Below are 25,832 nucleotides of genomic sequence, written 5' to 3' on the forward strand. Positions count from 1 at the left end.
GCCACACAAACACAGCAAGAACATGGGGAGCGATGGGTGGCTCTTGAGGCGGGAGCTCCCCTGGCCAAGAGGGGCTCATGTTGATTGCCCCTTGCGGCCCCTCACTTGCCCAGTTTCTCTTCCAGTTCGCTCCAGCGCTGGTACATGGCCTCAACCGCCTGGCTCAGGGCCTGCTGCCTTTGCCAGTATTCGGCAAGCTTTTGGGCATCGGCCATGATGTCCGGCTCCTGCATGCGGGACTGCAGGGCCTCCAGTTCCGCCTCGGTGCTCAGAATGTTCGCCTCCATCTGCTCGTATTCCCGCTGCTCCAGATAGGACAGGCGGCCGGGCCGGGCCTGCTTCTTTGGGGGATCGGGCCTCCTTCCCGCAGGCTGGGCGGTTTTGGCCGCTGCGCTCTGGGCGCTCCTGTCCCTGAGCCAGTCCAGCCACTGCCCGCAGTCGGCAAAATAGGCGCATTGGCCCTGGCCGTCAAAACCCAGCACCACGGAGCAGAGCCGGTCCAGAAGCAGGCGATCGTGCGTGACCAGCACCAGCGCGCCCGGAAATTCGGCCAGACTCTCTTCCAGAACGTTCAGTGAGGGGATGTCCAGATCGTTGGTCGGCTCGTCCAAAAGGAGGATGTCCGCAGGCCGGAGCATGAGCCGGGCCAGGAGGATACGCGCCTGCTCGCCGCCGGAAAGCCGGGCCACCGGCGTTTCAAGCTGGTCGGCTCGAAAGAGGAAGCGACGCGCCCAGCCCGCCACGTGCAGGCTTCGTCCCTGATACACCACACTGTCGCCCTCCGGCGCCAGGGCACGGCGCAGGGTCTGGCTCTGGTCCAGTTGTTCACGTTTCTGGTCAAAGCTTACGATCCGCACATTGTCGGCAAGCCGGATGGTTCCGCTGTCTGGCAGCAGCTCCGGCCGCTCCTCCGCGCTGGCCGCCAGAATGCGCATCAGTGTGGATTTGCCGCAGCCATTGTTGCCCGCCAGTCCCAGTTTGAGGCCGGGCGTGAGCAGGAGGTTCAGCCCGGAGAAGAGGGGGCGCTCAAAGGCCTTGGCCAGTCCGTGCGCTGCCAACAGCTTTCTGGTCTTGCGGTCGGTGCCCTCAAAATGGATGCCTGCCTGACCCTGTGCCCGGTTGCGCGTCTGCAGCCCGGTCAGTTCTTCCTGCAGACGGTTGGCTGCGTCAATGCGGTATTTGGCCTTGGTGGCCCGCGCCTTGGGGCCGCGCCGCAGCCACTCCGTTTCCCGCCGCATGGCGTTTGCAAGCCGCTCTTCCAGAACTCTCCGGCTCTCCAGAAGCTCCCGCCGCTTCTCGACAAAATCCGCATACCCGCCCCTGTTGGCAAACAGACCATGGGGATACACCCTGTCGAGTTCGATCACCCGATTGACTGTATTTTCCAGAAAGCGGCGGTCATGGCTGACCACAAGGCAGGCCTGGGGGCTGTCCGGCCAGTTCGCGGTCAGAAGCTGCTCCAGCCAGAGGATGCCCGCAATGTCCAGATGGTTCGTGGGTTCGTCCAGGATGAGCAGTTCCGGCCTGGACAGCAGGGCGCGGCACAGGGCCAGTCGCTTGCGCAGGCCGCCGGAGAGCGCTGCCACCCTTTGGCTGGAGTCGGTAAATTCCGCACGGCTGAGGAGTGTGTGTATTCGGATGTGCAGCTCCGCTTCGCCCAGATGCAACCCGCGGCCCGCAGTCTCCAGTGCGGCATAGAGGCTCTGGCTGTCGTCAAAGCGGTCACTCTGGGCCAGATAGCCGATGCCGAGCCCTTTTTGCAGCACAATGTCGCCGCTGTCCGGTGTTTCCAGCCCTGCCAGAATGCGGAGCAGGGTGGATTTGCCGGAACCGTTCGGGCCGATCAGCCCGATGCGGTCGCCGGGCTCAATGCCGAAGCGGAGTTCCCGGAAGAGTTCCTGTGCGCCAAAGGCCTTGCCTAAGGCCTGAACCTGCAACAATGCGGCCATGTGTTCCCTGGATGGTGGTAAAAAATGGAATGGATGCAAATGAAGGGTGCGGCACGCCGGACATGGTGCGGGGTGGATGCCCATTGGCAATGCCTCATCAGCCGGGGCGTACGCAGGATGCAAAGAGCTGGGGCCGTCTCCGGCCTGTGGCCTGTTTTCGCAGGCCGCATTGGCCATGGTAGCCCGGAACGGACGAAAAGGGCAATGGTCTTTTGCGGCAGTATGCTCCAGGAGGTGGCGGTTTCCGGCAGGTCACGGGGAACGGCCTGTCAATGCCGCAGAACGGCTGCACAGGCGACCGCGCACCGTTGAGCGTCCGCCGACCTTTTTGACCAGGCCCCCAGGGCCGTACCTGCAAGTCGAATACAGCGAACCTACCGGTTGATGTGCCCTTGCAGGGCAGCCTGCACCATAAGCGCCTCCCTGGTGGCGGCCACGTTGTGGACGCGCAGGATGGCGACGTTCTGTGCGGCACAGAAGGCAGAGACCAGGGCGGTGGCGAGATCCCGTTGCTGTGCTTCGCGCTGGCCCGTGATTTCGCCCAGAAAGCTCTTGCGGGAATGGCCGATCAGCAGGCGGCAGCCAAGGCGGGTAAAGGCCGGCAGATTGCGCAGAATGGCGAGATTGTGAGCGCTTGTCTTGCCAAAGCCCAGACCGGGATCAAGAATCATGCGGGCACGATCAATGCCCGCAGCCTCCAGGCATTCGATGCGGCGGACAAGGTAGCCCGCAATTTCCGCCACCACGTCCTCATAATGCGGGGCCAGTTGCATGGTGCGCGGCTCGCCCTGCCGGTGCATGAGCACCACCTCCGCCCCGCTCTCCCGCAGCACGGCAAGCATGGCCGGGTCTTCCTCCAGCGCGCTGATGTCATTGACGATGTTCGCACCCGCCAGCAGCGCCTGCCGGGCCACCTCGGCCTTGGTGGTGTCGATGGAAACCGGCAGACCGCTCTGCTCCCGGATGGCGCGTACCGCTGGCAACACCCGCGCCAGCTCCTCTTCGGGCGGCACCGGCTCCGCACCGGGCCGCGTGGATTCGCCGCCCACGTCAATGATATCCGCTCCGTCCGTCAGCAGTTCCTGAATGCGTGCCCGCAGATTGGCCTCCGTGCAGTACCGGCCCCCGTCCGAAAAGGAATCCGGCGTCACGTTCAAAATGCCCATGATTTGCGTCATAACTGGTTCTCCCTGTTTGATTTATATTTCTGGTAAACGAGCACAGCCGGGGAGCGGCGAACCGGGGCTTTTGGACCCCAACAGGCTGTCAAGGCCGTGAGCTGCCGGTTCAAAGGCCGCCAGACGAAGACCGGCCACACAAATCGCCCTATAACTGACAGAGGCTGCAATACAAAAAGAGGAGAAGAAGGCCTGAACCCGCCAATCATAACCTGTGGCAATTCTGCGTTTTTCTCTTTTGTACGCTTGTTTATAAAGTCCGTTATCATACGGGACTGCCTCTTTCCAGCTCCGCTGGCCTGGAATGCACGAAACGGCCTCTTTGTCATCACTGCCCCTGCAGCTCAAGCCAACGGCCGGGCAATCCTTGCAGGTCACCCGTGATCTGGCCATGCTGGCGCAACGTTATCAGGTCGTGTACGAAGCCATCGGGCGGGCTCAGCCCAAATGCAGCATCACGGCCCCGCCCATGACCAACAATATGGCCAGTACGCGGACCGGGGAAAGCTTTTCACCAAGAAATATCACGGCCAGGAACATGCCGAAAATAACCGAGCTTTCGCGCAGGGCCGCCACCAGGGCGATGGGGGCCACGGTCATGGCCCAGATGGCGACGCCGTAAGAACCCAGTCCGGCCAGACCGCCGCCGATGCCTACCACGGCCCGCTTGCGCAGGTAATGCAGGTAGTCTTTGCCGTAGCGACCCAGCACATAACAGTGCAGAGGCAGGATGTTCAAAAAGAAAATCCAGCATGCGTAGCTCAAGCCGTCGCCGCTGGCGCGCGCGCCGTAGCCGTCGGCAAGGGTGTAGCCCATGATGACAAAGGCGGTGCGCAGGGAGTAAAAAATGCCTTTAAGACCGGCCTTGCGACTCACTTGCTGTTCCAGGGCAAGGGTCAGGATACCCGAGCAGAGCAGCAGCACGCCGCCCCAGCCGGCGAGGCTCAAAGGCACGTCCAGAACGCAGAGCACCAGGGCCGTGAGCATGGGCGCGGTGCCGCGCATGATGGTGTAGCCTAAGGAAAGGTCTGCCACCTTGTAGGCCGCCGTGATGCAGAGATAATAGGCAAGGTGGCAACAGCAGGAGAGAGCCAGAAAGCCCCAGGTGTTTTTATCCGGCAGGGGTAGAAAAGGCAGCAGGCAGAGCGCGCCGAGGCCGCCGCCCAGCGCGTTCATGGCAGACTCGTACAGTTTGTTGGCCCCGCCTTTGACGATGATGTTCCAGGAGGCATGCAACAGGGCCGCGCCGAGCACAAGAAAGATGATCTGGCCGGACATAAGGCCACCTCGAAAAATAAGTTTGCGCCGTTCAAGGGGATTTTCCTTGGTCTTTTTGAGTGGCGAGAGCTTGCGGTCCGGCTGGGTTTCGCTATTTGTAACCGCTATCCAGCCGGTTTTTCAAACCTTGGCCGCATCCAAGGCTCCCTTTCAACCTTCGGGCGCAATACCCCAGGTCCGACCAGGGTACAGTATCTATCCAGGTTGCAGGGCAGGTTGCGCAGGCCGATTTCAGTCCTGGCCCGCACAACGCCTGTGCTGCCTCCTAGGGACATGGCGGGCTCCTTCTGGCTGAGTGGTTGTTGGTGCTTCCAACTCTACCAGAATCCCGCCTTGTCCTTCTAACTCTTCAAGCCCCTACCAGATGGTGCACTTGGAATTAGAATCTACCCCTCTCGGGAGGCTTTTTCAATTTCCCTGTTGCTTTTAGTTTGACAATCTAGCTTGCCATCGGTTTATATCAGGTGCCTTGTTTTATGCCTCCAATCTCGTGACTACATGGTCTAGACATTTTCATTTACACGGGATAGTTATCTATGGCCTACTCGACCTTCAAGACCAACCCTATCGACCTGATTGAACTGTTGAAAGATTGTCACTGCGGCAAGCTGCAATTGCCCGATTTTCAACGTAGTTGGGTGTGGGACGAGGACCGTATTAAAGCCCTGATCGCCTCAATCTCTCGCTCGTTCCCAGTCGGTGCGCTGATGGCGCTGGACACGGGCGGCGAAGTGAACTTCAAGCCACGTCCAGTAGAGGGTTCTCCGGCCCAAGCGAAGAACGCAACACCGCAATCCTTGCTTCTGGACGGTCAGCAGCGCATGACTTCACTGTATCAGGTGACGCTACGCAACAAGGTGGTCGAGACGGTCACGCCAAAAAACAAAAAGGTAAGACGTTGGTTCTACATCGACATCCGCAAGGCGCTGAATCCGACAGTTGACCGGGAGGAGGCCATCATTGGCGTGCCTGAGGACCGGATCAAACGCACCGCTTTTGGTCGTGACGTGGCGCTGGACCTGTCAGCACCCGCCAACGAATACGCACAGCTGATGTATCCGTTGACTCAGGTGTTCGATTGGGATCCTTGGCAGGATGGCTTCGACGAGCATTGGCGAGGCAATGAGCATGAGAAAGAGCGCAACATCTTCCGTATCTTCAAGCATCAGGTCCTGGAGAATTTCAAATCCTACCGCGTGCCGGTAATTTCACTGGACCGCGATACGTCCAAAGAGGCGGTGTGCGTGGTGTTTGAGAAGGTAAATACGGGTGGCAAAGCGCTGGATGCCTTCGAATTGGTCACGGCGATGTATGCAGCAGAGGGTCATGAGCTGCGCAAGGACTGGTATGGTGATGACAAGCACAATGGTCGGCACCGACGTTTCGTGGACACGATGCGCTTGGCTGATTCCGAGGCGGTAGATTCTCATTCCAAACGCACCACCTGGTAGGGGCATGAAGGGTTAGAAGGACAGGGCGGGATTCTGGTAGAGTTGGCAGCACCAACAACCACTCAGCCAGAAGGAGCCCGCCATGTCCCATACCCATCTTACTCTGGAAGAACGCGTCAGCATCGAAATATTTGTGTCCATGGGCATGAGTTGCCGGGAAATGGCCAGACGCCTGGGCAGGAGTCACAGCACTGTTTCCCGGGAGCTGCGCCGCAACGCAGGCTCTGCAAAAAAAGGTTATCGTGCGCAGAGCGCAGAGCGGCGTGCCCACAAAAGACGAAAGAGAGCAAGGCATTACCGCTGTATGCGCCGTCCCGAACTGATCACCTGGGTCGATGAAAAGTTGCGTGCAAACTGGTCTCCCGAGCAGATCGCGGGCCGCATCCGTCTGGAGTATCCAGAGGATCAAAAAATGCGTATCAGTACAGAGACTATCTACCGCTGGGTCTATGCAGCAGCACAATTCGGCGATACCAGCTACCGCCATTTACGCCGTGCCCACAAAAGGCGAAGGCGGCAAGCCAGGTATGGCCAGGGACGGCGCCTGTTCCCCGGACGTATTGATATCAGCCAGCGGCCGGGGATTGTTGCCGGGAGAACCCGCTTTGGTGACTGGGAAGCCGACCTTGTCTGTGCCTCCAAAGGAAAGGCGGCGCTGCTCACCTGTAACGAACGCAAGAGCCGCTTTCTCCTGCTGGCCAGGGTACAAGACAAGACAGCCGCGTCCTTCAATGCGGGGCTCATTTCCTGCCTGCGTGCTGTGCCGTCAAAGCTGAGGCAGACCTTGACGCTTGATAATGGTTCGGAAATGGCAGGCTTCAGGGCGCTGGAGGCAGCCACTGGCCTGCGCACGTATTTTTGTAAACCACATGCCCCGTGGCAACGTGGGACGAACGAAAACAGCAACGGGCTTTTGCGGCAGTATTTTCCCAGGGGCATCAGCTTGCACAAGATCACGGAAAAGATGGTTTCGGACGCCGCAGAACAACTGAATAACCGGCCGCGCAAATGTTTACACTACCAGACTCCCGCTGAGCTTTTTAACCAGGCCCTCACCGGTGCATTTGCAATTTGAATTCACCGGCGGGGATTATCGCCAACGTGAGCAATACGGACTTCCTGCAGGCGATCTCGCTGTTCTACACGCGCCAGCGCCGACGGGAGGCCGAACGTGCCGGCAAGGCAGGCAAGGATCTTCCGACCGTGATTGGTAACCGCCAAGCACTATTGAACTTGCCGCTGTCGGCCTACAAGCGGTACGAAAAGCAGGTAGAGCATGGCTTCGTGCAGGCGGCGAAGTTCCTGCACATGCAGCACATCTACCGCATCTTCGACCTGCCCTATCAGTCGCAAATCGTGCCGCTGGCGGCGATTCTTGCTGACATCGGCGAGGCATGGGAGCACGAGGCGCACCGCGCCAAGCTTGTGCGATGGTACTGGAATGGAGTGTTCGGCGAATTGTACGGCTCAGCGGTTGAGTCTCGCATCGCCCGCGATTTCATGGAGGTGCCTTGCTGGTTACAGGGCGGGCCGGAACCATCAACGGTGAGCGAAGTGATCTTCCGCGCCGGCCGCCTGAAGACCATGCACGCGCGCTTGTCTGCCGCCTACAAAGGCATCAACGCACTGCTGATGAAAGAAGGCGCGCAGGATTTTCGATCCGGACAGAAGTTCGACCATACGGTGTTTTTCGGAGAAAACGTCGATATCCACCACATTTTCCCGAAGGACTGGTGCAAGAAGCAGGGTATCAAGCCAGCGATATACGACTCCATCATCAACAAGACGCCTCTATCGTTTCGCACCAATCGCATCATCGGCGGTGTGGCACCCTCCAAATACTTGGCCAAGTTGGAGAACGGCGACAAGCAGACCCCGGCCATTGAACGGACCAGATTGGACGAGTACCTTCGAACACACTTGATCGATCCGACCATACTGCGTAATGATGACTTCGAAACCTTTATGGAGGATCGGCAGCGACAACTGCTTAGGCTAATCGAACAAGCGATCGGCAAGGCTGCCTACACTGGAGATGAGTCGGAAGAGGGTGTAGATGTGGAAGGCGATGCAGATGCGGTCGAAGCCGAAATGGTGATCGCATCATGATCGACAAAAAAATGTCTAACAACAGGTTGCAGCCGACGTTGTTCTGCTACGATCCCCAACGCGGCTGAACCTAGGGAGTAGATTCTCACTGCAAATGCACCACTTGGTCAGGGTGAGAAAAGGTGAAAAGGACAGGGCGGGATTCTGGTAGAGTTGGCAGTGTCAAGCACCAAGCATCCAGAAGGAACCCACCATGTCCCATAGCCATCTTACACCGGAGGAACGCATCGGCATCGAACTATTCGGAGCCATGGGATAATTTGCCGAAAAATCGCCACGTATCTCGGCCGAAGTCATACAAGCATTTGCCGGGAGCTGCGCCAGGGTAGCTCCAAAGCCGGCTACTGTGCCCGGACTGCTGACTGTCGGGCCCGAAAAAGACGAAAGACGCCGCGCCCACCGATGCCGCAGGTGGCAAGGCAGGTACAGGCACGGCAGACACCTGTTTCCCGGGTGTATTGACATATCTCAGCGGCCACAGCCTGTTGCCGACAGAACCTGCTATGGAGAGTGGAGGCCAATTTGGTCTGCGCTGCGGGAGGCAAGGCGGCGCTGGTCAGCTGCAACGAACGCAAAAGCCGGTTTCTGGTGTTGGTCAAGGCCTAAAGCAAGAGGGCCACCTCGTGCAATGCGGTTCTTATTCCTCGCTTGTGTGCTGTGCCATCAAGCTTGAGGCAGACGCTGACCCTTGATTTTTCTGCGGCCTGAATCTCATACACGGTTTTCACTTGGCTGAAATGAATCGTTTGCGGGCTTCAGGGCAGGCGTCCCGATCTGGGACAGATGCTCCCTGCAGCCCAGCGCCAGCACTGAAAGAGCCCTCCGGAACCAGATTCCAGGAGGGCTCTTTTTGTCCGCGCCGGGCAGGGCTGCGCAATCAAGCGGCCTGACAGAGGGGCAGAACTGAAAAAGCCCCCTCGGAACTTCCGTTCCAAGGAGGCTTGTCTGGTGCAAGTCAGCAAACTGGCTGAAATTATATTGGTGACCCCAACCGGGTTCGAACCGGTGTTACCGGCGTGAGAGGCCGATGTCCTAGACCACTAGACGATGGGGCCGCGCGGCCTGACGGCGTTTTGGTGGGCGATTATCTAAAATATCCGTGATGCTTTGTCAAGCGGCATTCCACCCTGGCTGGCATGGAATGGGCAATTCCCCGGTTTCAGGGATCTGCTCCGATGTGCCGCCCCAGTTCGAAGGCGGCCTGCATGCTTTCCGGCCGCTTTCGAACCGCGCCCCGGGCATCCACGCCCCGCACCACCACCTCGTCCCGGAAAACGATATTCATCGCATCGAAGGCATAGCGCAGGGTCAGGCGTGCGCCGTCAAAACATTTGGGACCACCGGTGGCCGCCACGCCGACGAAGTAGCCAAAGCGTCCCCTGCACGCGCTTTCCTGACCCAGGATGTGTTTCCGGCTCCAGAAGACCTGGCAGCGATCGACAAAGGCCTTGGCCTGGGCAGGTAGACCGTAGAAATAGATGGGCGAGCCGATGATCAGGTGCCTGACCTGTGCGATTCGGGCCGCCAGAGCGCTCATGTCGTCATCAAACGCGCAGAGGCCGGCGCGTTCACAAAGGCCGCAGGCGGTGCAGGGCGCGATCCGCATCCGGGCCAGCCGCACGACTTCGGCGTCCCCGCCTGCGGCCTGGATGCCATCCAGTACGCGGGCCAGAAGCATTTGCGTGTTGCCGCCTTCGCGTGGACTGCCGTTAAGTATGAGGACGCTCATCAGCCTTCTCCGGCTTCGGGGCCGCGGGCAGACGGCCGAACAGGCCGGTCAGGTCCCGGAGCCATTCGGCCAGCCCCTCATCGATGCGTTCGGCCGGACAGCGCCACAGCCAATTGCCCTCGGCCTGGCCTGGTCTGTTCATGCGGCAGTCGTTGCCAAAGCCCAGGAGATCCTGCATGGGAAATATGGCCAGCCGGGACGGGGCGGACATGGCCAGATAGATCAGATCAAGATGAAAATCGCCGGGATGGTCGCTGTGCGCCCGGGCCAGACGCCTGGCCTCCTGCCTGGAGGACTCGGGCACCTCCGGGTTCATATACCAGCCAACGGCGGTCTCGTTGTCATGGGTGCCGGTATAGATGACGCTTTCAGCCGGGCAGTTGTAGGGCAAATAGGGATTGTCCGGGTTCATGTCAAAGGCGAAGAGCAGAATCTTCATGCCAGGCAGGCCCAGGGCGTCGCGCAGCGCTTCGACTTCCGGGGTGATCACGCCCAGGTCTTCGGCGATGCAGGGCAGATGGCCCAGCCGTTTGGCCATTTCAAGGAAAAAGGGCAGGCCCGGACCAGGCCGCCAGGAGCCTTTGACCGCGGTTTGTTCCCCGGCCGGCACCGCCCAATAGGCTTCGAAGCCTCTGAAATGATCGAGCCTGAGGACGTCGGCGAATAAAAAATTTTGGCGCAGCCGCTGCTCCCACCAGTCGTAAAGGCGGCTCTGCACGGTTTTTTCGGCAGCGTTCCAGCGGTAGAGCGGATTGCCCCAACGCTGGCCGGTTTTGCTGAAATAGTCGGGCGGCACACCTGCAACATGGGTGGGCAGGCCGCTCGCGTCCAGTTCGAAAAGCTCCTGATGAGCCCATACGTCCGCACTGTCCAGGGCCACGTAAATGGGCATGTCGCCGATCAGGCGGACGCCCTGTTCGGCGGCGTGGCTTCTGAGGCGCTGCCACTGCCTGAAAAAGAGATATTGCAGAAAGCAGTGCCTGCGAATTGCCGTGTCGAGCTGTCTGCGCGCCCTGTCCAGGGGCGCTTGCTTGCGGCGGCGCAGCTCTTCCGGCCATTGGTACCAGGCGGCTCCGCCCTGGCTTTCCTTCAGGGCCAGAAAGAGACCATAGTCCAGCACCCAGGGATTTGCGGCCATGAAATCCTCCAACTGGCCGGCATGGGCGGGGCTCTGAAAGGCCGCCCAGGCAAGGGCGAAGAGGACTCTCTTGTGCTGGACTACCCTTTCATAATCAACGGTAAAAGCGGAAAAATCCGGACAGGCAAGCTGATGCGCCTCAAGGAGGCCGTCTGCCATCAGGAGTTCCGGGCTTATCAGGAGCGGATTGCCGGCCAGGGCCGAAACACTGGTGTAAGGCGAATGGCCTGTTCCGGCGCTCACAGGCCCCAGGGGCAGAATCTGCCAAAAGCTTTGCCCTGCACGCTGCAGAAAGTCCACGAAACGATAGGCGGCCGGTCCCAGATCCCCGATGCCGCACGCTCCGGGCAGGGAAAAAACCGGCAGGAGTACTCCGCTTGATCTTTGACTGAAAATGTTTACCTGTGTGGCCATCAATTGTCCCCAGAAAAAGAAAGGTATAAAAGCATCCTTACGCGCTGGCCACTTCTTTTTACCTGAAATAGCGGGAAAATGCTCCTGTTATCCCGCCGTGGCGAAACAGGGCCCACATGCATTCTCTGTTTGAGATTAGGCTGCATATCCTGTAAAATATAACGTTCATCCCTGTCTTCTCTGCCGGAAGACAGCACCATTCTCAGGGGGGAATGCTGTGTTATCAGACATCAAAAACGATCTTCTCGAGGCGGGAAAGGATGAAGGGTGCATCACCTTTCAGCACCTGAACGAACTCTTGCCCGATCAGGTCAAGGATCCTGGCGCCATTGAGGAACTGTTTGATTTTCTGGGCGAGAACAACATCGAGATTGTCACCCAGGAAAAATCCGGCAAGCGGATGACGCTGGCCGGTGAAGAGTGGACGGGCCGGAAAAACGCCGAGGAAGAAGGTGCGTCCGAGGCTCTGCCTGACAACGAAGACCACGAGCCGGAGGAGACCACGACCACCTATCTCCGGGAGATGGGTCAGTTCGACCTGCTCACACCCGAAGAGGAAGCCAGGTATTCGAAGACCATTCGGGAAGGTTTTGACGCCATCATCATGCTGATTCGGGAAGACAGGTCGGGAACCGAAGAAATCCGGATGCTGGCCGAGCGCATCGATCTGTGGGAGCGCCGTGACCCGATTCTGAAGCCCAAAAAGCAGCAGCTCAACTACATGCGCCAGTGCGTGCGCCGCGCCAACAGCAGGCACCCGGACTGCAGCGAACTCTTTGAACTGGCCACCAAGATCGAGGCCTACAATCGTAAGGTAGAGATTGCGAAGGACGCCATGATCCGCGCCAACCTCAGGCTCGTGGTGTCCATCGCCAAGCGCTACATGTATCAGGGCCTGACCCTGGCCGACCTGATTCAGGAAGGCAACCTGGGGCTCATGCGGGCCGTGTTTCGCTTCGACTACAAAAAGGGCAACAAGTTTTCGACCTATGCCTCTTGGTGGATCCGGCAGGCCATCACCCGCGCCATTCTGGACAAGACCCGCACCATCCGCCTGCCGGTGCACTTTCTGGAGTTGAGGAGCCAGTTCTTCAAAGCCTTTTATTCGCTCCTGAAGGAGCTGGGCCGTGAGCCCACGCCGGTGGAAATATCCAAAATGACCGATCTGCCCATGGACAAGATTCTGGCCATTCTGGAGGCGTCCCGCGAACCGATTTCCCTGGAAACGCCGGTGGGCGACGATGATTCGACCCTCGGCGATTTTCTGGAGAATCAGGACTCCGAATCGCCCTACGAGAGTGTGCAGAACCGGGAGCTGGCCAATCGGGTCAATGAGGTGCTCTCGACCCTGACCGAACGGGAAGAAAAAATTATCCGGCTTCGCTTCGGCATTGGCGAGCAGGCCGAATATACCCTGGAGGAAATCGGCAAGCGTTTCAAGGTGTCCCGCGAGCGCATCCGCCAGATCGAAAAGAAGGCGCTCATCCGCCTGCGTCACTCCAGCCGCCGGGAGAAACTCCGTTTTTTCCTTGATTGATCCGTTCGTTGCGATACCTGGCAACAGCCCCTTTCCCAAAAGGGGCTGTTGTATTTTCGGACTGCCCGCTTGTTTTGCGGCTGCCCTTTCCTGTCAGCAGGAATGACATGGACCTTTATATCGAACAGGCCGGACTCGGCCACATTCTGGAAAAGGTGCGCGCCGGCAAACGGCTGAGCCTTGCAGACGGCAAAACCCTTTACGAGCACCCGAATATTCTGGCGCTCGGCTATCTGGCCAATATCGTGCGCGAGCGGCTGAACGGCAAACGGGTGTACTTTATCTACAACCAGCACATCAACTACTCGAATATCTGCGTCAACCTGTGCAAGTTCTGCGCTTTTGGCCGTGAACGGGAAGACCCGCTGGCCTATGAGATGACGATCGACGAGATCCGGCGGAAGGTGCGGGAGCGGCTGGACGAGCCGATCGACGAGATCCATGTGGTGGGCAGCGTGCATCCGGATCTGCCCTTTTCCTGGTATCTGGAGATGCTGAAGGCCATTCACGAGGAAAGGCCCGGGGTGCATGTGCAGGCCTTTACCGGGGTGGAAATCCACCATCTGGCGCAGTTGGCCGGCAAATCCGTGGCAGAGGCGCTCAAGGAGCTGATGGCGGCCGGGCTGGGATCCATGCCCGGTGGCGGGGCCGAGGTGTTCAGCCCAAGGGTGCGGGCACTCACCTGCCCCAAAAAGATCTCCGGCGAAGAGTGGCTGCAGGTGGCCCGAACTGCCCACAAGCTGGGCCTCAAAACCAATGCCACCATGCTCTATGGCCATATCGAAACCCTGGACGAACGGCTGGAGCATCTGGATGCGCTCCGCCGCCTGCAGGACGAAACCCAGGGTTTTCTGGCCTTTATTCCCCTGGCCTATCATCCGAAAAACAACGAACTCGGCCAGGGCCGCAAGGCCACCACCGGCATCACGGACCTGAAAAACATCGCGGTGAGCCGGCTCATGCTGGACAATTTCCCGCATGTGAAGGCCTACTGGATCATGCTGGGCCAGAAGATGGCGCAGGTGGCGCTGGCCTTTGGCGCGGACGATCTGGACGGCACGGTCACGGAAGAGCGCATCACCCGCATGGCCGGCGGCGAGGCCGGGCAGGTGCTGGGCCATCAGACGCTCATCCGCCTGATTCGCGAGGCGGGCCTGGAACCGGTGCAGCGCGACACCCTCTACTCCAGTCTGAAGGTCTGCTGATGGCGCTCCCAGACCTCATGTCCCGCGTGGCAGCGGGGGAACGCGTTTCGGGCGGGGAATGGCTGGTGCTTGCGCGGGAGGCCAGCCTGCAGGAGCTGGGCTTTCTGGCCCATGCCATCCGGATGCGGCTGCACCCGGAGCCGCTCGTCACCTATGTGATTGACCGGAACATCAACTACACCGACATCTGCATCTCCGGCTGCAAGTTCTGCGCCTTCTTCCACGCGCCCGGAGACAGGGGCACGGTGCTGTCCCGGGAGGCGCTGGCGCAGAAAATCAGGGAAACCAGGGCCCTTGGCGGCACGCAGGTGCTGCTGCAGGGCGGCCTGCATCCGGACCTGCCTTTCTCCTTTTATGAGGAGATGCTCCGCTTCATGAAGGGCCTGGACATCCACGTGCACGGCTTTTCGCCGCCGGAAATCCAGCACTTCAGCAACTTGTCCGGCCTCCCCACCCGCGAGGTCATCAAGCGGCTGATAGCGGCCGGGCTGGACTCCATTCCGGGCGGCGGCGCGGAGATTCTGAACAACCGGGTGCGCCGGGAACTGGCGCCCAACAAATGCGATGCCGACACCTGGATCCGCATCATGGGCGAGGCGCACGAACAGGGGCTCAAAACCACGGCCACCATGATGTTCGGCCATATCGAGACCCTGGAGGAACGGCTGGAGCATCTGGAACGCGTGCGCAATCTGCAGGACCGCACAGGCGGCTTCACGGCCTTCATCCCCTGGCCCTTTCAGCCGGACAACACGCCTCTGGCCGCCAGCCGGCATATCGAAAAGACGAGCGCCGTGCACTATCTCAGGATGCTGGCCCTGAGCCGCATCTTCCTGGACAATGTGCCGAACCTGCAGGCTTCCTGGGTGACGCAGGGGCCGAAAATCGCCCAGCTCGCTTTATTTTTTGGGGCCAATGACTTTGGCTCCACCATGATCGAAGAGAACGTGGTGGCCGCGGCGGGCGTACATTTCCGGCTTTCGGAGCAGGAAATCCGCCGTCTGGTCACTGACGCCGGCTTCACGCCGCATCAGCGGCTCATGGATTATACGCTGGTCTGATGGCGATCGTTCTGCATACCGCCGCCTGGCTGGTCCCCGTGGCCGCGCTGCCCATCAAAAAGGGTGCGGTGGCGGTGGCAGCCGGGAAAATCGTAGCCGTCGGCCCGCTCGCCGAGGTGCAGGCCCGCTTTCCCGGCGTGGCCACGCACGATCACGGCGAGGCCGCGCTCACGCCGGCGCTCATCAATGCCCACAGCCATCTGGAGCTGGCCCATCTGCACGAATTGTCCCAGCAGCCGCACGTGGGCAGCTTCACTGCCTGGGTGGCCAAACTGCTTGCCCTGCGCAGCCAGAAGGGCGACAACGGCGCAGCGAGCGCCGCACTTGCCGAATGCCGGCGTCTGTATGACGAGGGCGTCTCCGTGCTGGCGGATATCGGCAACAGCGATCTGCCGCTGGATCTGATGGATCGCTTTCCGGGCAGGCTCCTGGCCTTTCACGAATATCTGGGCATAACGGAGCGGGACTCGGACAGGAACCGGGCACGGCTTCAGCTCGAAGCGGACAGCCGCCTGTGTAGCGCCCATGCGCCGTACTCCACCCATCCGGCTTTGCTGCAGGCCCTGAAGAGCCGCGCCCGGCGCCTGGGCCAGATCCTGCCCATTCATGTGGCCGAGCCGCCGGAGGAGCTGGAGCTTTTGCGCAGCGGCGGCGGCGAGATGGCAGCCTTCTCCCGTGCCCGCGCGCAGGACGAACTCCACTTTCAGCCCGCCGTGGCGCCGACGGAGGGCAGCATCCACTACCTCTACCGGCTGGGCCTTTTGGATGCGGAGACCCTCTGCGTCCACGCCGTGCACCTGAGCGAGGCCGAGCTGGATATTCTCGCCGGCACCGGAGCCAAGGTCTGCCTCTGCCCCGGCAGCAACCGCTTTCTGGGCGTCGGCAGCGCGCCGGTCCTGCGCTTTCTGGCCCACGGCATCCTGCCCGCCCTGGGCACGGACAGCAGCGCCAGCAATCCCGAACTCTCGCTCTGGCGGGAAATGCGGCTTCTGGCCGAAACGCCCGGCCTGAAGCCCGAGACCATCTTCGCCATGGCCACCCTGGGCGGCGCAGCGGCCCTGGGGCTGGACAGGGACTTCGGTTCCTTGGCAGTCGGCAAAAGCGCCGATATGATCCTGGTGCCCCTGGACAGGGCCGTTCCGGATCCGGCGGGACTCATGCAGGCGCTGGTCAGCCCGCCTGGACGGCACGTCATCAAAAGGATTGCGCCATGACAGCCACAGCCCGCATCGGCATGGTCAACTACATCAATGTGGCGCCGATTTACGAAATCTGGAAGGAAAAGCGCCTGCCCGCGTACTGGCAGGTGATCGAGGGCCATCCACGCCAGTTGAACGAGCTGCTCCTGGCGGACCGGATCGACATGGGTTTTGTCTCGGCCTTTGCCTATGCCCTGCACCCGGAGCGCTACCGGATCTTTTCCGGCCTGTCCATCAGCGCCACCGGCCCGGTGGGCAGCGTGTTCCTGTTTTCCAGGCTGCCGCCCGCCCAACTGGATGGCCGGCGGATCATCCTCACGAAGCAATCCGACACCTCCATCCGGCTGGTGCAGATCATCCTCGAGGAATGGTACCGGATCCGGCCCCGCTATGAGCAGGGACTGGTCTATGGGCCGGACTCGCAGGCCGGGGACGCGGCAGCGGTGCTGGCCATTGGCGACGATGCCCTGCGCATCAGCCGCGAGGGCAGCTACCCGGTGGCCATGGACCTGGGCGAAGCCTGGATGCGGCACACGGGCCTGCCCTTCGTGTTTTCAGTCTGGGTGGTGCGGGAGGATTTTGTGCGCGCGCAGCCGGAGGAGGCCCGCCGCATTCGGGAATGCCTGCTGGCCTGCCGCAGGGAAGGCCGGGCGCGGCTCCCCGAAATCTGCCGCAAGGCGGCGGCCCGCATTCCCATGGACTGCGGGGCCTGCGCCGGCTACCTGCGCGCCATCGAGCACGATCTGAGTCCGGTCAAGATCCAGGCCCTGGAGAAGTATTTTTCCTTCCTCGTCAGCCGGGGTGAAGTGCCCGAGAGCGCGGTGCCCGTCAAAATCTTTTCATAAGGCAAAAGCATCATGCCAATCCTGCCCAAACCGGAAGAAAAGAAGCAGTTTGTCCGGGAAAAATTTGCTGCCATAAGCCGGCGTTACGACCTGCTGAACTCCCTGCTCTCGCTCCACATCGACCGCTACTGGCGCTGGCGCGCGACCCGCCTTCTGGCGCACCGGCCCACGGGCTGGGTGCTGGATCTCTGCGCCGGCACCCTGCCCCTGGCCCTGGAACTGACCCGTCAGGCGAAAAGCCGGCAGGTGCTGGCCGTGGATTTCTGCGAAGACATGCTGGGCGCCGGCCTGAAAACGCTGCATCGGGACGGCCGTCTGACCCGCATCCACCCGGTCTGCGGCGACGGGGAAAGGCTGCCGGTCGCCACGAACACCTGTCTGGGCTGCACCATTGCCTTTGGCATCAGGAACCTGGGCAGTGCGGAAAAGGGGCTGGCGGAAATGCAGCGCATCCTCGCGCCCGGCGGCCGGCTGGTGATTCTGGAATTTTCCCGGCCCGGCAATCCGCTGGTCAGGCCGCTCTACCATTTTTATCTGAACAAATTTCTCCCCGCAGTGGGGGGCCTCATTTCCGGCGACAGGCAGGCCTACCAGTATCTGGCCGAGTCCATCGCCGCCTTTTACGCGCCGGAAACCCTGATGCGGATGATGCGCGAGGCCGGCTTTTCCGGGGTGCGGCGCGTGCCCCTGACCTGGGGCATTGCGTCCCTGTATATCGGTGACAAAGGAGTCTGAGATGTGGCAGAAGCTCGCTGTTCTCCTGGAAATGATCAAGTTCAGGCATTCGGTGTTCGCTCTGCCCTTTGCCCTGATGGCGCTGGTGCTGGCCGCCGGTGGCTGGCCGCCTCTGCGCGTGCTCTTCTGGGTCGTTGTGGCCATGGTGAGCGCCCGCACCGCCGCCATGACCTTCAACCGCATTGTGGACCGCCGCTTCGATGCGGAAAACCCGCGCACCGCGGGCCGCGCCATCCCCGCCGGGCTGGTGGGTCTGAAGGAATCCTGGCTTTTGGTCCTGGGCTCCTCGGCCCTGTTTTTTTTGGCCTGCGCACTCATCAACACCTGTACGCTGGCGCTTTCGCCCTTTGCCCTGGGGCTCGTTCTGTTCTACTCGCTCACCAAGCGTTTCACCTGGCTCTGCCACGTGGTGCTGGGGCTGGCGCTGGGGCTGGCGCCCGTGGGCGGCTGGGTGGCGATGACCGACAGCTTTGCCGGCTATCCCTGGTCGCTCAGTCTGGGCATTCTGCTCTGGGTGGCGGGCTTTGACTGCATCTATGCCTGCCTGGACGCGGATTTCGACCGCCAGGCCGGGCTCTGTTCCATGCCCGCCCGCTTCGGTCGGAAAAACAGCTTCCGGGTGGCCGTGATCTGCCACACCCTGGCCTTTCTGCTCTTCACCCTAACCGGCCTTTTGATGCACCTGAACGGCTGGTACTATCTGGGCATTGTCCTGACCGCAGCCGCACTGTTCTACCAGCACCTCATCGTGAAGCCGGACGATCTCTCGCGGATCAAGATGTCCTTCTTCTCCATGAACGGGCTCATTGCCCTCACCCTTTTTCTGAGCACCTGTCTGGCGCTTGCCACGGCCTGATATGTTTCCTCGCGCCTGTCTCTTCCTGCTGTCCCTGCTGCTCACCGCCACCACCGCTGCCGCAGCGGTGCGGGAGCTCTTGCCTTCGGAGGTGCTGCCCCATGCCCTGGCCGTCATCTTTTCCGGGCAGGAGCAGTTGCACTACGAGATCACCTGGAGTGGCGGGATCAAAATCGGCGAGGTCAGGATGGCCGTTGTGCCCGTGCCCTCCCGGCCGGGCGACTTCAGGATCGTGGCCAGCGTCAGGAGCAGTGGCCCGCTCGAATCCTTTTACCCGGTGAACGACACCTTCCAGTGTCTGGTGAGCGGCGACATGAAGCTGCCCCTGGGCTATGCGGTGCTCCAGGTGGAGGGACACGGCAACAGACGGACGCTCCGTGAGAGCATCTACAATCAGAAGGCCCGTGTGGTCAGGTACAGGAAAAACGGGGGCCCGGAAACGCTGCACTCCATGAGCGGCACGGCCTACAATGAAATTGCCGCCTTTCTCATCACCCGGGCGCTCAACTTTTCGGCTGACAGCGCGCACAAGCCCCTCGTGGTGCCTGCCTTTGTGGACGGCCGCCGCCACGAGGTCAGGGTGCGGCTGATGCGCCAGGAACCCAGGCGCTCCATCTTTGGCACCATTCCGACCCTCAAGGTGCAGCCCATCATGCAGTTCAAAGGCCTGTACGACAAGAGCGGCAGCACCGTGCTCTGGATCTCGGACGACCGCTGCCGGGTGCCGGTGGAGATCAAGTCCCGGATCGCGATCGGCGCTCTGGTGGCCCGCCTGAGCGAGTATCGAAACCCGGCCTGCCCGGAACTCTCCGTGCAGAAAGGCGGCAGACCGGAGGAGGGCGACTAGGATGGCTCAGGGGCAGACCCGCCCCGACCTTGCCACAGGTATTACCCCTGGCTGATGCCGGCCATTGCGGCCGGGGCGACGGGCGAAGTCCTCCTGTTTGCCCTTTGGAGCGTGCAATCGCTAAAACGGCACATCCTCGCCGGAACCGCTGCCGCCGTACGGGCCTGCCGGCTCCGGAAAGGGATCGCCACCGCCCTGGCCGCCGTAGCCGCCACCGCCGCTGCGCCGCCCACCACCGCCGTACTCGGGGTAGTCGCTGCCCGCGCCCCCGGCACTTCTCGAATCCAGCATCTTCATCTCGCGGGCCACAATCTCCGTGGTGTAGCGATCAGCCCCGCTCTGGTCCTGCCATTTCCGGGTCTGAATCTTGCCTTCGATATAAACGCGACTGCCCTTGTGCAGATACTGGCCGCAGATTTCAGCCAGCTTGCCCCAGACCACGATGCGGTGCCACTCCGTCTGTTCCTGGGTCTGGCCATCCTGGCCTTTCCAGCGTTCGGTGGTGGCCATGCGGAAGCTGGCCACCTGGGTTCCGCTCTGGGTGTAACGCAGCTCGGGATCGGCGCCCAGATTGCCGATCAGAATGGCTTTGTTGATCATATACCTGTCCTCGTTGTGGTTCGTAAAAAAGGAGCGGCCCCAGGCTGTCCACAGGGCCGCCCTGCTGTTTGCCTCTTGTCCTGCATACCGCATCCGGCCTGCGCCTGTAAAGCCCGACGCCTATTTTATCCGGGCGAATTTCGTGATCCTGGTGGCTTTTTTGGGGCTGGCCGGCGGTCCGTCCTCATGGGCCTTGAGCGGTATTTTGACGGCCTTGATGAAGTGTGGGTTGCCGCCCATGGTGAAGATCTCCTGCCCCGTGAACTGCGGCTCCCGAAGCGTCCAGACCACGGTCTGAATCGGCATGGACAGCAGGTGCAGGGTTACGTGCCACCACTCGTCACGCCGGGTTTCGTCCCGCTCGATGGGGCCAACCAGGGCATAGATCAGCAGTTGGGGTTCCCTGGCCGCCACCACCACCAGATCGCCCTCGTTGGTGTCATCCTTGAAAGACAGACTGCGTTTCAATTCCGCCACAAGGCGTTCCATATTCCCTCCCTTGTCTATTCTTTGCCCGGCGCTGGACCGGGGTGGATGCATTCCAGCATGGCCTGGGCCTCGTTGCCCGAAACGGCCAGTGCAAAATGACTGCTTTCGGCCAGACCAATGGTAGCCGCAAAGGGCAGGGCAACCTGGTGCACGAAGAGCTTCTGCCGGTTGCTCAGGATGGCCACGCCCCGCTCGTTCCTGGCCGAGGACAGGTAGCGCAGCAGCCAGGCGCCGGCATCCGCGACCTGCCGGTTCCTGAGAAAGAGATACACCGAGGCCCTGAGCGGCGCCCGCCACTCTGTCTGCGGCTCGGGCGCCACCGCTTCTTCCCCGCCCGCGGCCAGTTGGTTTTCCATATGCTGGAGCATGTAGAGATTGTCGGCCAGCACCAGTTGCCCGAACATGGGGGCAATCGCCGGCTGCATCATGCCGTCGGCCATGCCGATGATCGTGGCCTGGGAGCCGTGGCTCAGGCTGACCGTGCGCTTGGGGAAGTCCTGAAAATGGCGTTTCAGGTCGCTCTGTTCCTGTGCCGACAGTCCGGTCGTGAAGCGGCTGTACAGCGCAAAAAGCGGCTTCATCTGATTGTTCTGGTTGCGCTCGCCCCGGATGACCAGACCCAGTTCCGGGGCAAAGTGCCGGTAAAATCTGTCCGGGGTGAAGGACAGGCGGCCCAGAAAATTGCCCGCCGCAGCCAGGAGCGGAGCCCCCAGCTCGGTTGAGCTGATCAGGTCCGCCACCTTTGCGGCCACGGCCGGGGTCAGCCAGTTGCTCCAGAGGTGCAGCAGGGTCGCCGCATCCTGCGAGGCCGCGGCCGGAGGCCGGCCGGCTGCGGCCAGCCCACGCTCCCGCCGCCAGGCGTCCAGGACGCCCGGAGCAAAACGCAGGGTCAGATTCAGGCTGTCTGCACGGCTGCGCACCCTGTGGTCAATGATCGCCTGCTCGGGCGGCATATCCTGCCACAGGGGCTCCAGCGCCGAGGCCCAGAGCGGCTGGACTCTGAGCCCTGCGATATTGGCATAGCAAAAGAATTCACCGGCCTTGTCAGGCAGACGCCGATGCCGGGTGAGCCAGGCCTTTTCACCGTGGGCAGCCTGGATGCCGCCGATCATGTGCAGCACCGCCTGGTCAAGGCAGTGGGCGAGCGCTTCCCGGGCAAAGGCGCAGAGGGTGAGACCATAGGCCTGGCAGGCGTAGAGGATGCGGCCGTCCTGCAGGCGGTACCGACGGATGGGCAAACCCAGATAGGCCAGCTTCTGCCCGGGCGGATCCGGCAGGAGCTGCAGTTGCCGGTTTGCCAGGAGTGGCGTATCCTCCGGCAGAAAAAACACCATGCTGGCGCACAGGGAGGGCAGCAGCCCGGAACTGGCGCTGCGGTTGGGCAACAGCGCCAGCATGCCCCGGCCGGCCAGCAGTTCCGGCACCAGGGGCAGGCCCTGCAGGGATTGAACGAGCTGCAGACGCCTGGCGAAGCGAGCCGTGACCGTCTCCTCCACGCCAAGCTGGCGCAGGGTGTCCTGGAAATCCGCGCGGGCCAGCTGGCGGGCCATGGGACTGGCCGCCACCTGACCGGCAAAGCGCGCCATATCGTTCCAGTGCATGAACAGAAGGGTATCGGCCGGCAGGAGTTCATCGGGCCTGGGCGGGTCGTCGAGCCCCCTGGCCAGCCACCAGGCCACGGGTGCGGCCAGCAGGAGGAGGATGAGGACAAGCAGTCTCTGATGCAGATTCATGGCAGCTCAGGCGGGGCCGGAAAAGGCCAGACGGCGGTACTGCACCGCCTCGGCCACATGGACGTCGCGCAGGGCGGGCGCGGCTTCCAGATCGGCAATGGTGCGGGCGATTTTCAGAATACGGTAATAGGCCCTGGCCGAAAGTCCCAGACGGTTCACCGCCTGATGCAGGAGCGCGCTGGAGGCCGCGTCCAGCGGGCAGTGTTTTCCGACTTCCCTGGTACCCATCTGGGCGTTGCAGTAGAGCTGCTTTTCCCGGGCAAAGCGCTTGGCCTGGATCAGCCGCGCGGCCTGCACCCGCTTGCGGATGGCGGCCGAAGGCTCGCCGACCGGCTGGTTTAACAGCTCCTTGACCGGCACCGGCGGGGCTTCGATGTGCAGATCGATGCGGTCCAGAAGCGGTCCGGAAATCCGGCTGCGGTAGCGCTGCACGGCCAGGGGGGAACAGGTGCAGGGCCGCGCCGGATCGCCCAGATGGCCGCAGGGACAGGGATTCATGGCGGCCACCAGCATGAAGCGGGCCGGAAAGCGCAGGGAGGAGGCGGCCCGGGCGATGGTGACCCCGCCATCTTCCAGCGGCTGGCGCAGCACCTCCAGCACCTGCTTTCTGAATTCCGGAAGTTCGTCCAGAAAGAGCACGCCATTGTGGGCCAGAGACACCTCGCCCGGCCGGGGCGTCTGGCCCCCGCCTATCAGGCCCGCATCCGACACCGTGTGGTGCGGCGAACGAAAAGGCCGCACGGTGATGAGCGGCGACTCGGCCGGCAGGAGCCCTGCACAGGAATAGATGCGGCTGGTTTCATAGGCCTCGGCCAGGGTGAGGGCCGGCAGGATGGAGGGCAGCCGCCTGGCCATCATGGTCTTGCCCGTGCCCGGCACGCCACAGACCAGGATATTGTGGCCGCCGGCCGCAGCGATTTCAAAGGCCCGCTTCACCGACTTCTGGCCGCGCACCTCGGCAAAGTCCGGCAGATCCTGCCGTCCCGCCGCAAACACCGCCGCAATGTCCGCCTGGGCCGGCGTCAGGCTGGCCCGGCCGGCCAGAAAGTCCAGAGCCTGTTCGAGCCGTGCCGCGCCGTACGCCGCAATGCCTTCCACCAGGGCAGCCTCGCGCACATTGTCCAGCGGCACCAGCATCCGGCGGCAACCGTGGGCCCGGGCGGCCAGCGCCATGGGCAGCACGCCGGGCACGGGCCGGAGAGCGCCGTCCAGGGAGAGTTCGCCGCAGACCATGACGCCGTCCAGCAGCTCCGCTGCCAGAGCGCCGGCCGCAGCCAGGATGCCCAGAGCCATCGGCAGATCGTAACCGGTGCCTTCCTTCCGTACCGCGGCCGGGGCCAGATTCACCGTGATACGGCCCAGCGGAAAGCTGTAGCCGGAATTCTTGATGGCCGCCCGCACCCGGTCCTTGGCCTCGCGCACCGCGCCCTCGGCCAGGCCCACGGTGGCAAAGGAGGGCAGACCCTGGGCCAGATCCACCTCGACCTGCACCATACGGGCATCAACGCCTGCAAGCGTGGCGCTCAGGGCCTTGGCCAGCATGCTTCCTCCTGATACAGGCGCTGCATGGCCGCGGTATATGTTCCTTCCGGCCCGGCATGCAGATAAAAGGGTGGCAGCACCGTGCAGGCATCGCCCCCGTTTTTCAGGGCTTCAACCAGGAACAGCCTGGCCTGAACCGCGCCCGGATAGCTGTACAGCATCTGCACCCGCTTGGGCGCCAGGCGGCAGCTCATCAGCGCCATCTGCAACGCTGCCTGACTTGAGGCCCGATAGATGAAAACCGCCCGGCCCCTGTTCCTGAGGCCAAAGGCCGCGGCACGAACGAAGTCGGCCACACCGGCCGACAGATCGTGGCGTGCGCTGGCCTCCTGCGCATCCGGGCGGATACGGCCCCGGCCCTGCTGATAGTAGGGCGGATTGCACAAGACCAGATCAAAGGATTCCGGCCGGATCACGGTACCCAACTGCCGCAGATCCGCTTCCCGCGTCTGCACCCGGTCCGTCATGCCGTTGACCGCCGCGTTTGCCGCAGCCAGCCGGGCCAGCTCCGGCTGGCGCTCCAGCAGGGTCACCGTGCAGGAGGGCACACGGTAGGCGGCAATCAGCCCGACCACGCCACAGCCGCAACCCAGATCCAAAATCCGCCAGCCCGGCCTGGGCCGCACAAAATGGGCCAGGAGCACCGCATCCATGGAAAAACGGTAGCCGTGCCGGGGCTGGAAGAGCAGGAGGCGGCCGCCAAAAAGCCGGTCCTGACTGACTTCTCCCGCGGCTGCCGGAGAGACCTGTGCAGGCTGGACGCAGGCGCTCATGGGGGACACCGCCCGGGCCGCCAGGGCGAAAAATGCAAAAAACAGACTCGACAGTTCATGGCCAACATGTTTACCATTGAGCGCATACCGGGCGCAAGCCCGGCAACTGCACAGAGAGAGGAATGCGTGGATATCTTTATTGAAAGCCAATTTTCCGGCGGTCACCATCTCCGGGCCTATCCCGGCAACTGCGAACGGCCGCACGGCCACAACTGGAAGGTCAGGGTCACGGTCCGGGCGCGGAAACTGGACCGGCTCGGCATGGGCATCGATTTCCGGGAACTGAAGAGCCGTGTGGCCAGCGTGCTGGCGCAACTGGATCACCAGGATCTGAACGAACTCCCCGCCTTCAGGGAGATCAATCCCTCCTCGGAAAACATTGCGCTTTTTCTCTATCAGGCGCTGGAGCCGCTCCTCCACGACGGGCGCTATGCGCTTTTTTCGGTGGAAGTGCGGGAAACCGACAACACCGGGGTGATCTACTACGGTGCAGACCAGCGCTGAACTCGCGCTCTGCGAGTGTTTTTACTCCATCCAGGGCGAGTCCGCCCGCGCCGGTCTGCCCTGCCTTTTTTTTCGCCTGGCGGGCTGCAATCTGCGCTGCCTCTGGTGCGACTCCACCTACAGCTTTACGGGCGGCAGGCCGTGCACCGTGGCCGAGGCAGCGGCCTGGGCCCTGGGGCATGCCTGCCCACTCGTGGAGCTGACCGGCGGAGAACCGCTGCTGCAGGAGGGCGCCTATCCGCTGATTGAGCGACTTTTGGCGGGCGGCAAAGAGGTTTTGCTGGAGACCAACGGCACCCTGTCCCTGGCCCGGGTCCCCCTGGAAGTCAGCGTGATTCTGGATGTCAAATGCCCCGGCTCCGGCATGGCAGCGTATTTTTGCCCTGAAAATCTGGAACTGCTGGCACTCCGGAAAAAGCGAGGCAGTACGGATGAAGTCAAATTTGTGCTGGCCGATGAAACGGATTTCTTCTGGGCCCTGGACTTTGTGCGGAGGCACGGGCTCCACGCCCTGGTGCCGGTGCTCTTCTCCCCGGTCCGGCCGGGTCTGGAGCCGGAGCGTCTTGCCGAGCTGATGCTCGCCCATCAGGCCCCGGCCCGCCTGCAACTGCAACTCCATACCCTGCTCTGGCCAGGGCGGAAAAGGGGCGTGTAGCAGCG

22 protein-coding genes, 1 tRNA gene and 1 pseudogene are annotated in these 25,832 nt (G+C 62.0%); 13 read left to right on the forward strand and 11 right to left on the reverse strand.

What is annotated here, in order from left to right:
* Window positions 1-101: 101 nt before the first annotated feature.
* From CAY53_RS06245 to CAY53_RS06255, 3 genes are all read right to left on the reverse strand, one after another.
* On the reverse strand, window positions 102-1,949 hold the full coding sequence (locus tag CAY53_RS06245) for an ABC-F family ATP-binding cassette domain-containing protein (RefSeq protein ID WP_104936401.1): 1,848 nt from the start codon (window positions 1,947-1,949) through the stop codon (window positions 102-104).
* A 374-nt stretch (window positions 1,950-2,323) separates the two neighbouring features.
* Window positions 2,324-3,127, reverse strand: coding sequence for a dihydropteroate synthase (gene folP / locus CAY53_RS06250; protein ID WP_219842616.1), 804 nt, complete (start codon window positions 3,125-3,127; stop codon window positions 2,324-2,326).
* A gap of 438 nt (window positions 3,128-3,565) precedes the next feature.
* A complete protein-coding gene (locus CAY53_RS06255; protein ID WP_104936402.1) occupies window positions 3,566-4,405 on the reverse strand; it encodes a DMT family transporter in 840 nt (279 codons plus the stop codon).
* Between the two features lie 536 nt (window positions 4,406-4,941).
* Between CAY53_RS06255 and CAY53_RS06260 the strand changes: the two are divergent.
* From CAY53_RS06260 to CAY53_RS06270, 3 genes and pseudogenes are all read left to right on the forward strand, one after another.
* A pseudogene (locus CAY53_RS06260) lies at window positions 4,942-5,823 on the forward strand (DUF262 domain-containing protein); the annotation flags it as partial.
* Between the two features lie 115 nt (window positions 5,824-5,938).
* Window positions 5,939-6,931 (forward strand): IS30 family transposase, encoded by a 993-nt coding sequence (locus tag CAY53_RS06265; RefSeq protein ID WP_104936404.1) that lies wholly within the window; start codon window positions 5,939-5,941, stop codon window positions 6,929-6,931.
* 26 nt (window positions 6,932-6,957) lie between these two features.
* Window positions 6,958-7,965 (forward strand): hypothetical protein, encoded by a 1,008-nt coding sequence (locus tag CAY53_RS06270; RefSeq protein WP_219842617.1) that lies wholly within the window; start codon window positions 6,958-6,960, stop codon window positions 7,963-7,965.
* A gap of 979 nt (window positions 7,966-8,944) precedes the next feature.
* Here CAY53_RS06270 and CAY53_RS06275 read toward each other — a convergent pair.
* The 3 genes from CAY53_RS06275 to malQ form a co-directional block, all read right to left on the reverse strand.
* A tRNA-Glu gene (locus CAY53_RS06275) sits at window positions 8,945-9,020 on the reverse strand.
* A 104-nt stretch (window positions 9,021-9,124) separates the two neighbouring features.
* Complete coding sequence (locus CAY53_RS06280) at window positions 9,125-9,694, reverse strand: flavodoxin family protein (protein WP_104936405.1); 570 nt, start codon at window positions 9,692-9,694, stop codon at window positions 9,125-9,127.
* A complete protein-coding gene (gene malQ, locus CAY53_RS06285; protein ID WP_104936406.1) occupies window positions 9,675-11,246 on the reverse strand; it encodes a 4-alpha-glucanotransferase in 1,572 nt (523 codons plus the stop codon). Before malQ ends, CAY53_RS06280 begins: the two co-directional genes overlap by 20 nt.
* A 217-nt stretch (window positions 11,247-11,463) precedes the next feature.
* Between malQ and CAY53_RS06290 the strand changes: the two genes are divergently transcribed.
* From CAY53_RS06290 to CAY53_RS06325, 8 genes are all read left to right on the forward strand, one after another.
* Window positions 11,464-12,783, forward strand: coding sequence for a sigma-70 family RNA polymerase sigma factor (locus CAY53_RS06290; RefSeq protein ID WP_104936407.1), 1,320 nt, complete (start codon window positions 11,464-11,466; stop codon window positions 12,781-12,783).
* Window positions 12,784-12,890: 107 nt separating this feature from the next.
* The gene (mqnE, locus tag CAY53_RS06295) at window positions 12,891-13,988 is read left to right on the forward strand and encodes an aminofutalosine synthase MqnE (protein WP_104936408.1); all 1,098 of its coding nucleotides are present in this window, start codon (window positions 12,891-12,893) and stop codon (window positions 13,986-13,988) included.
* Window positions 13,988-15,049 (forward strand): cyclic dehypoxanthinyl futalosine synthase, encoded by a 1,062-nt coding sequence (gene mqnC / locus CAY53_RS06300; RefSeq protein ID WP_104936409.1) that lies wholly within the window; start codon window positions 13,988-13,990, stop codon window positions 15,047-15,049. The genes mqnE and mqnC overlap by 1 nt, the downstream gene beginning before the upstream one ends.
* Window positions 15,049-16,263 (forward strand): amidohydrolase family protein, encoded by a 1,215-nt coding sequence (locus tag CAY53_RS06305; RefSeq protein ID WP_104936410.1) that lies wholly within the window; start codon window positions 15,049-15,051, stop codon window positions 16,261-16,263. The genes mqnC and CAY53_RS06305 overlap by 1 nt, the downstream gene beginning before the upstream one ends.
* Window positions 16,260-17,093 (forward strand): menaquinone biosynthetic enzyme MqnA/MqnD family protein, encoded by an 834-nt coding sequence (locus tag CAY53_RS06310; RefSeq protein WP_104936411.1) that lies wholly within the window; start codon window positions 16,260-16,262, stop codon window positions 17,091-17,093. Before CAY53_RS06305 ends, CAY53_RS06310 begins: the two co-directional genes overlap by 4 nt.
* 12 nt (window positions 17,094-17,105) lie before the next feature.
* Window positions 17,106-17,828 carry a ubiquinone/menaquinone biosynthesis methyltransferase gene (locus CAY53_RS06315; protein WP_104936412.1) on the forward strand — a complete coding sequence of 241 codons (723 nt, stop codon included), beginning with the start codon at window positions 17,106-17,108 and terminating at the stop codon, window positions 17,826-17,828.
* A gap of 1 nt (window position 17,829) precedes the next feature.
* On the forward strand, window positions 17,830-18,684 hold the full coding sequence (locus CAY53_RS06320) for a UbiA-like polyprenyltransferase (protein ID WP_104936413.1): 855 nt from the start codon (window positions 17,830-17,832) through the stop codon (window positions 18,682-18,684).
* 1 nt (window position 18,685) lies between these two features.
* On the forward strand, window positions 18,686-19,531 hold the full coding sequence (locus CAY53_RS06325; RefSeq protein ID WP_104936414.1) for a DUF3108 domain-containing protein: 846 nt from the start codon (window positions 18,686-18,688) through the stop codon (window positions 19,529-19,531).
* A 120-nt stretch (window positions 19,532-19,651) separates the two neighbouring features.
* On the opposite strand, the gene CAY53_RS06330 is transcribed toward CAY53_RS06325, so the two are convergent.
* The 5 genes from CAY53_RS06330 to CAY53_RS06350 all read right to left on the reverse strand — a co-directional run bounded on the left by CAY53_RS06330 (window position 19,652) and on the right by CAY53_RS06350 (window position 24,668).
* Window positions 19,652-20,131 (reverse strand): single-stranded DNA-binding protein, encoded by a 480-nt coding sequence (locus CAY53_RS06330; protein ID WP_104937471.1) that lies wholly within the window; start codon window positions 20,129-20,131, stop codon window positions 19,652-19,654.
* 120 nt (window positions 20,132-20,251) lie between these two features.
* Window positions 20,252-20,620, reverse strand: coding sequence for a hypothetical protein (locus CAY53_RS06335; RefSeq protein ID WP_181040198.1), 369 nt, complete (start codon window positions 20,618-20,620; stop codon window positions 20,252-20,254).
* Window positions 20,621-20,634: 14 nt separating this feature from the next.
* Window positions 20,635-22,353, reverse strand: a complete 1,719-nt coding sequence (locus tag CAY53_RS06340; protein ID WP_104936415.1) for a hypothetical protein — start codon at window positions 22,351-22,353, stop codon at window positions 20,635-20,637.
* A 6-nt stretch (window positions 22,354-22,359) separates the two neighbouring features.
* The gene (locus CAY53_RS06345) at window positions 22,360-23,895 is read right to left on the reverse strand and encodes a YifB family Mg chelatase-like AAA ATPase (RefSeq protein WP_104936416.1); all 1,536 of its coding nucleotides are present in this window, start codon (window positions 23,893-23,895) and stop codon (window positions 22,360-22,362) included.
* Window positions 23,877-24,668 carry a tRNA1(Val) (adenine(37)-N6)-methyltransferase gene (locus CAY53_RS06350; protein ID WP_181040199.1) on the reverse strand — a complete coding sequence of 264 codons (792 nt, stop codon included), beginning with the start codon at window positions 24,666-24,668 and terminating at the stop codon, window positions 23,877-23,879. The genes CAY53_RS06345 and CAY53_RS06350 overlap by 19 nt, the downstream gene beginning before the upstream one ends.
* A gap of 126 nt (window positions 24,669-24,794) precedes the next feature.
* Between CAY53_RS06350 and queD the strand changes: the two genes are divergently transcribed.
* A complete protein-coding gene (gene queD, locus CAY53_RS12615) occupies window positions 24,795-25,172 on the forward strand; it encodes a 6-carboxytetrahydropterin synthase QueD (RefSeq protein ID WP_219842618.1) in 378 nt (125 codons plus the stop codon).
* The gene (locus CAY53_RS06355; protein ID WP_104936418.1) at window positions 25,156-25,827 is read left to right on the forward strand and encodes a 7-carboxy-7-deazaguanine synthase QueE; all 672 of its coding nucleotides are present in this window, start codon (window positions 25,156-25,158) and stop codon (window positions 25,825-25,827) included. The genes queD and CAY53_RS06355 overlap by 17 nt, the downstream gene beginning before the upstream one ends.
* The last annotated feature ends 5 nt before the right edge of the window (window positions 25,828-25,832 follow it).

The organism is Desulfobulbus oralis (genome assembly GCF_002952055.1).
GTDB classification, from domain to species: Bacteria; Desulfobacterota; Desulfobulbia; order Desulfobulbales; family Desulfobulbaceae; genus Desulfobulbus; species Desulfobulbus oralis.

Excerpts from the sequence above, each read along its gene's own strand:
- folP (WP_219842616.1), bottom strand. The coding sequence starts at position 3,127 with ATGACGCAAATCATGGGCATTTTGAACGTGACGCCGGATTCCTTTTCG.
- CAY53_RS06245 (WP_104936401.1), bottom strand. The coding sequence starts at position 1,949 with ATGGCCGCATTGTTGCAGGTTCAGGCCTTAGGCAAGGCCTTTGGCGCA.
- mqnE (WP_104936408.1), top strand. The coding sequence starts at position 12,891 with ATGGACCTTTATATCGAACAGGCCGGACTCGGCCACATTCTGGAAAAG.
- CAY53_RS06350 (WP_181040199.1), bottom strand. The coding sequence starts at position 24,668 with ATGAGCGCCTGCGTCCAGCCTGCACAGGTCTCTCCGGCAGCCGCGGGA.
- CAY53_RS06320 (WP_104936413.1), top strand. The coding sequence starts at position 17,830 with ATGTGGCAGAAGCTCGCTGTTCTCCTGGAAATGATCAAGTTCAGGCAT.
- CAY53_RS06325 (WP_104936414.1), top strand. The coding sequence starts at position 18,686 with ATGTTTCCTCGCGCCTGTCTCTTCCTGCTGTCCCTGCTGCTCACCGCC.
- CAY53_RS06335 (WP_181040198.1), bottom strand. The coding sequence starts at position 20,620 with ATGGAACGCCTTGTGGCGGAATTGAAACGCAGTCTGTCTTTCAAGGAT.
- CAY53_RS06330 (WP_104937471.1), bottom strand. The coding sequence starts at position 20,131 with ATGATCAACAAAGCCATTCTGATCGGCAATCTGGGCGCCGATCCCGAG.
- CAY53_RS06280 (WP_104936405.1), bottom strand. The coding sequence starts at position 9,694 with ATGAGCGTCCTCATACTTAACGGCAGTCCACGCGAAGGCGGCAACACG.
- mqnC (WP_104936409.1), top strand. The coding sequence starts at position 13,988 with ATGGCGCTCCCAGACCTCATGTCCCGCGTGGCAGCGGGGGAACGCGTT.
- CAY53_RS06265 (WP_104936404.1), top strand. The coding sequence starts at position 5,939 with ATGTCCCATACCCATCTTACTCTGGAAGAACGCGTCAGCATCGAAATA.
- CAY53_RS06340 (WP_104936415.1), bottom strand. The coding sequence starts at position 22,353 with ATGAATCTGCATCAGAGACTGCTTGTCCTCATCCTCCTCCTGCTGGCC.
- CAY53_RS06345 (WP_104936416.1), bottom strand. The coding sequence starts at position 23,895 with ATGCTGGCCAAGGCCCTGAGCGCCACGCTTGCAGGCGTTGATGCCCGT.
- CAY53_RS06315 (WP_104936412.1), top strand. The coding sequence starts at position 17,106 with ATGCCAATCCTGCCCAAACCGGAAGAAAAGAAGCAGTTTGTCCGGGAA.
- CAY53_RS06310 (WP_104936411.1), top strand. The coding sequence starts at position 16,260 with ATGACAGCCACAGCCCGCATCGGCATGGTCAACTACATCAATGTGGCG.
- malQ (WP_104936406.1), bottom strand. The coding sequence starts at position 11,246 with ATGGCCACACAGGTAAACATTTTCAGTCAAAGATCAAGCGGAGTACTC.
- CAY53_RS06255 (WP_104936402.1), bottom strand. The coding sequence starts at position 4,405 with ATGTCCGGCCAGATCATCTTTCTTGTGCTCGGCGCGGCCCTGTTGCAT.
- CAY53_RS06305 (WP_104936410.1), top strand. The coding sequence starts at position 15,049 with ATGGCGATCGTTCTGCATACCGCCGCCTGGCTGGTCCCCGTGGCCGCG.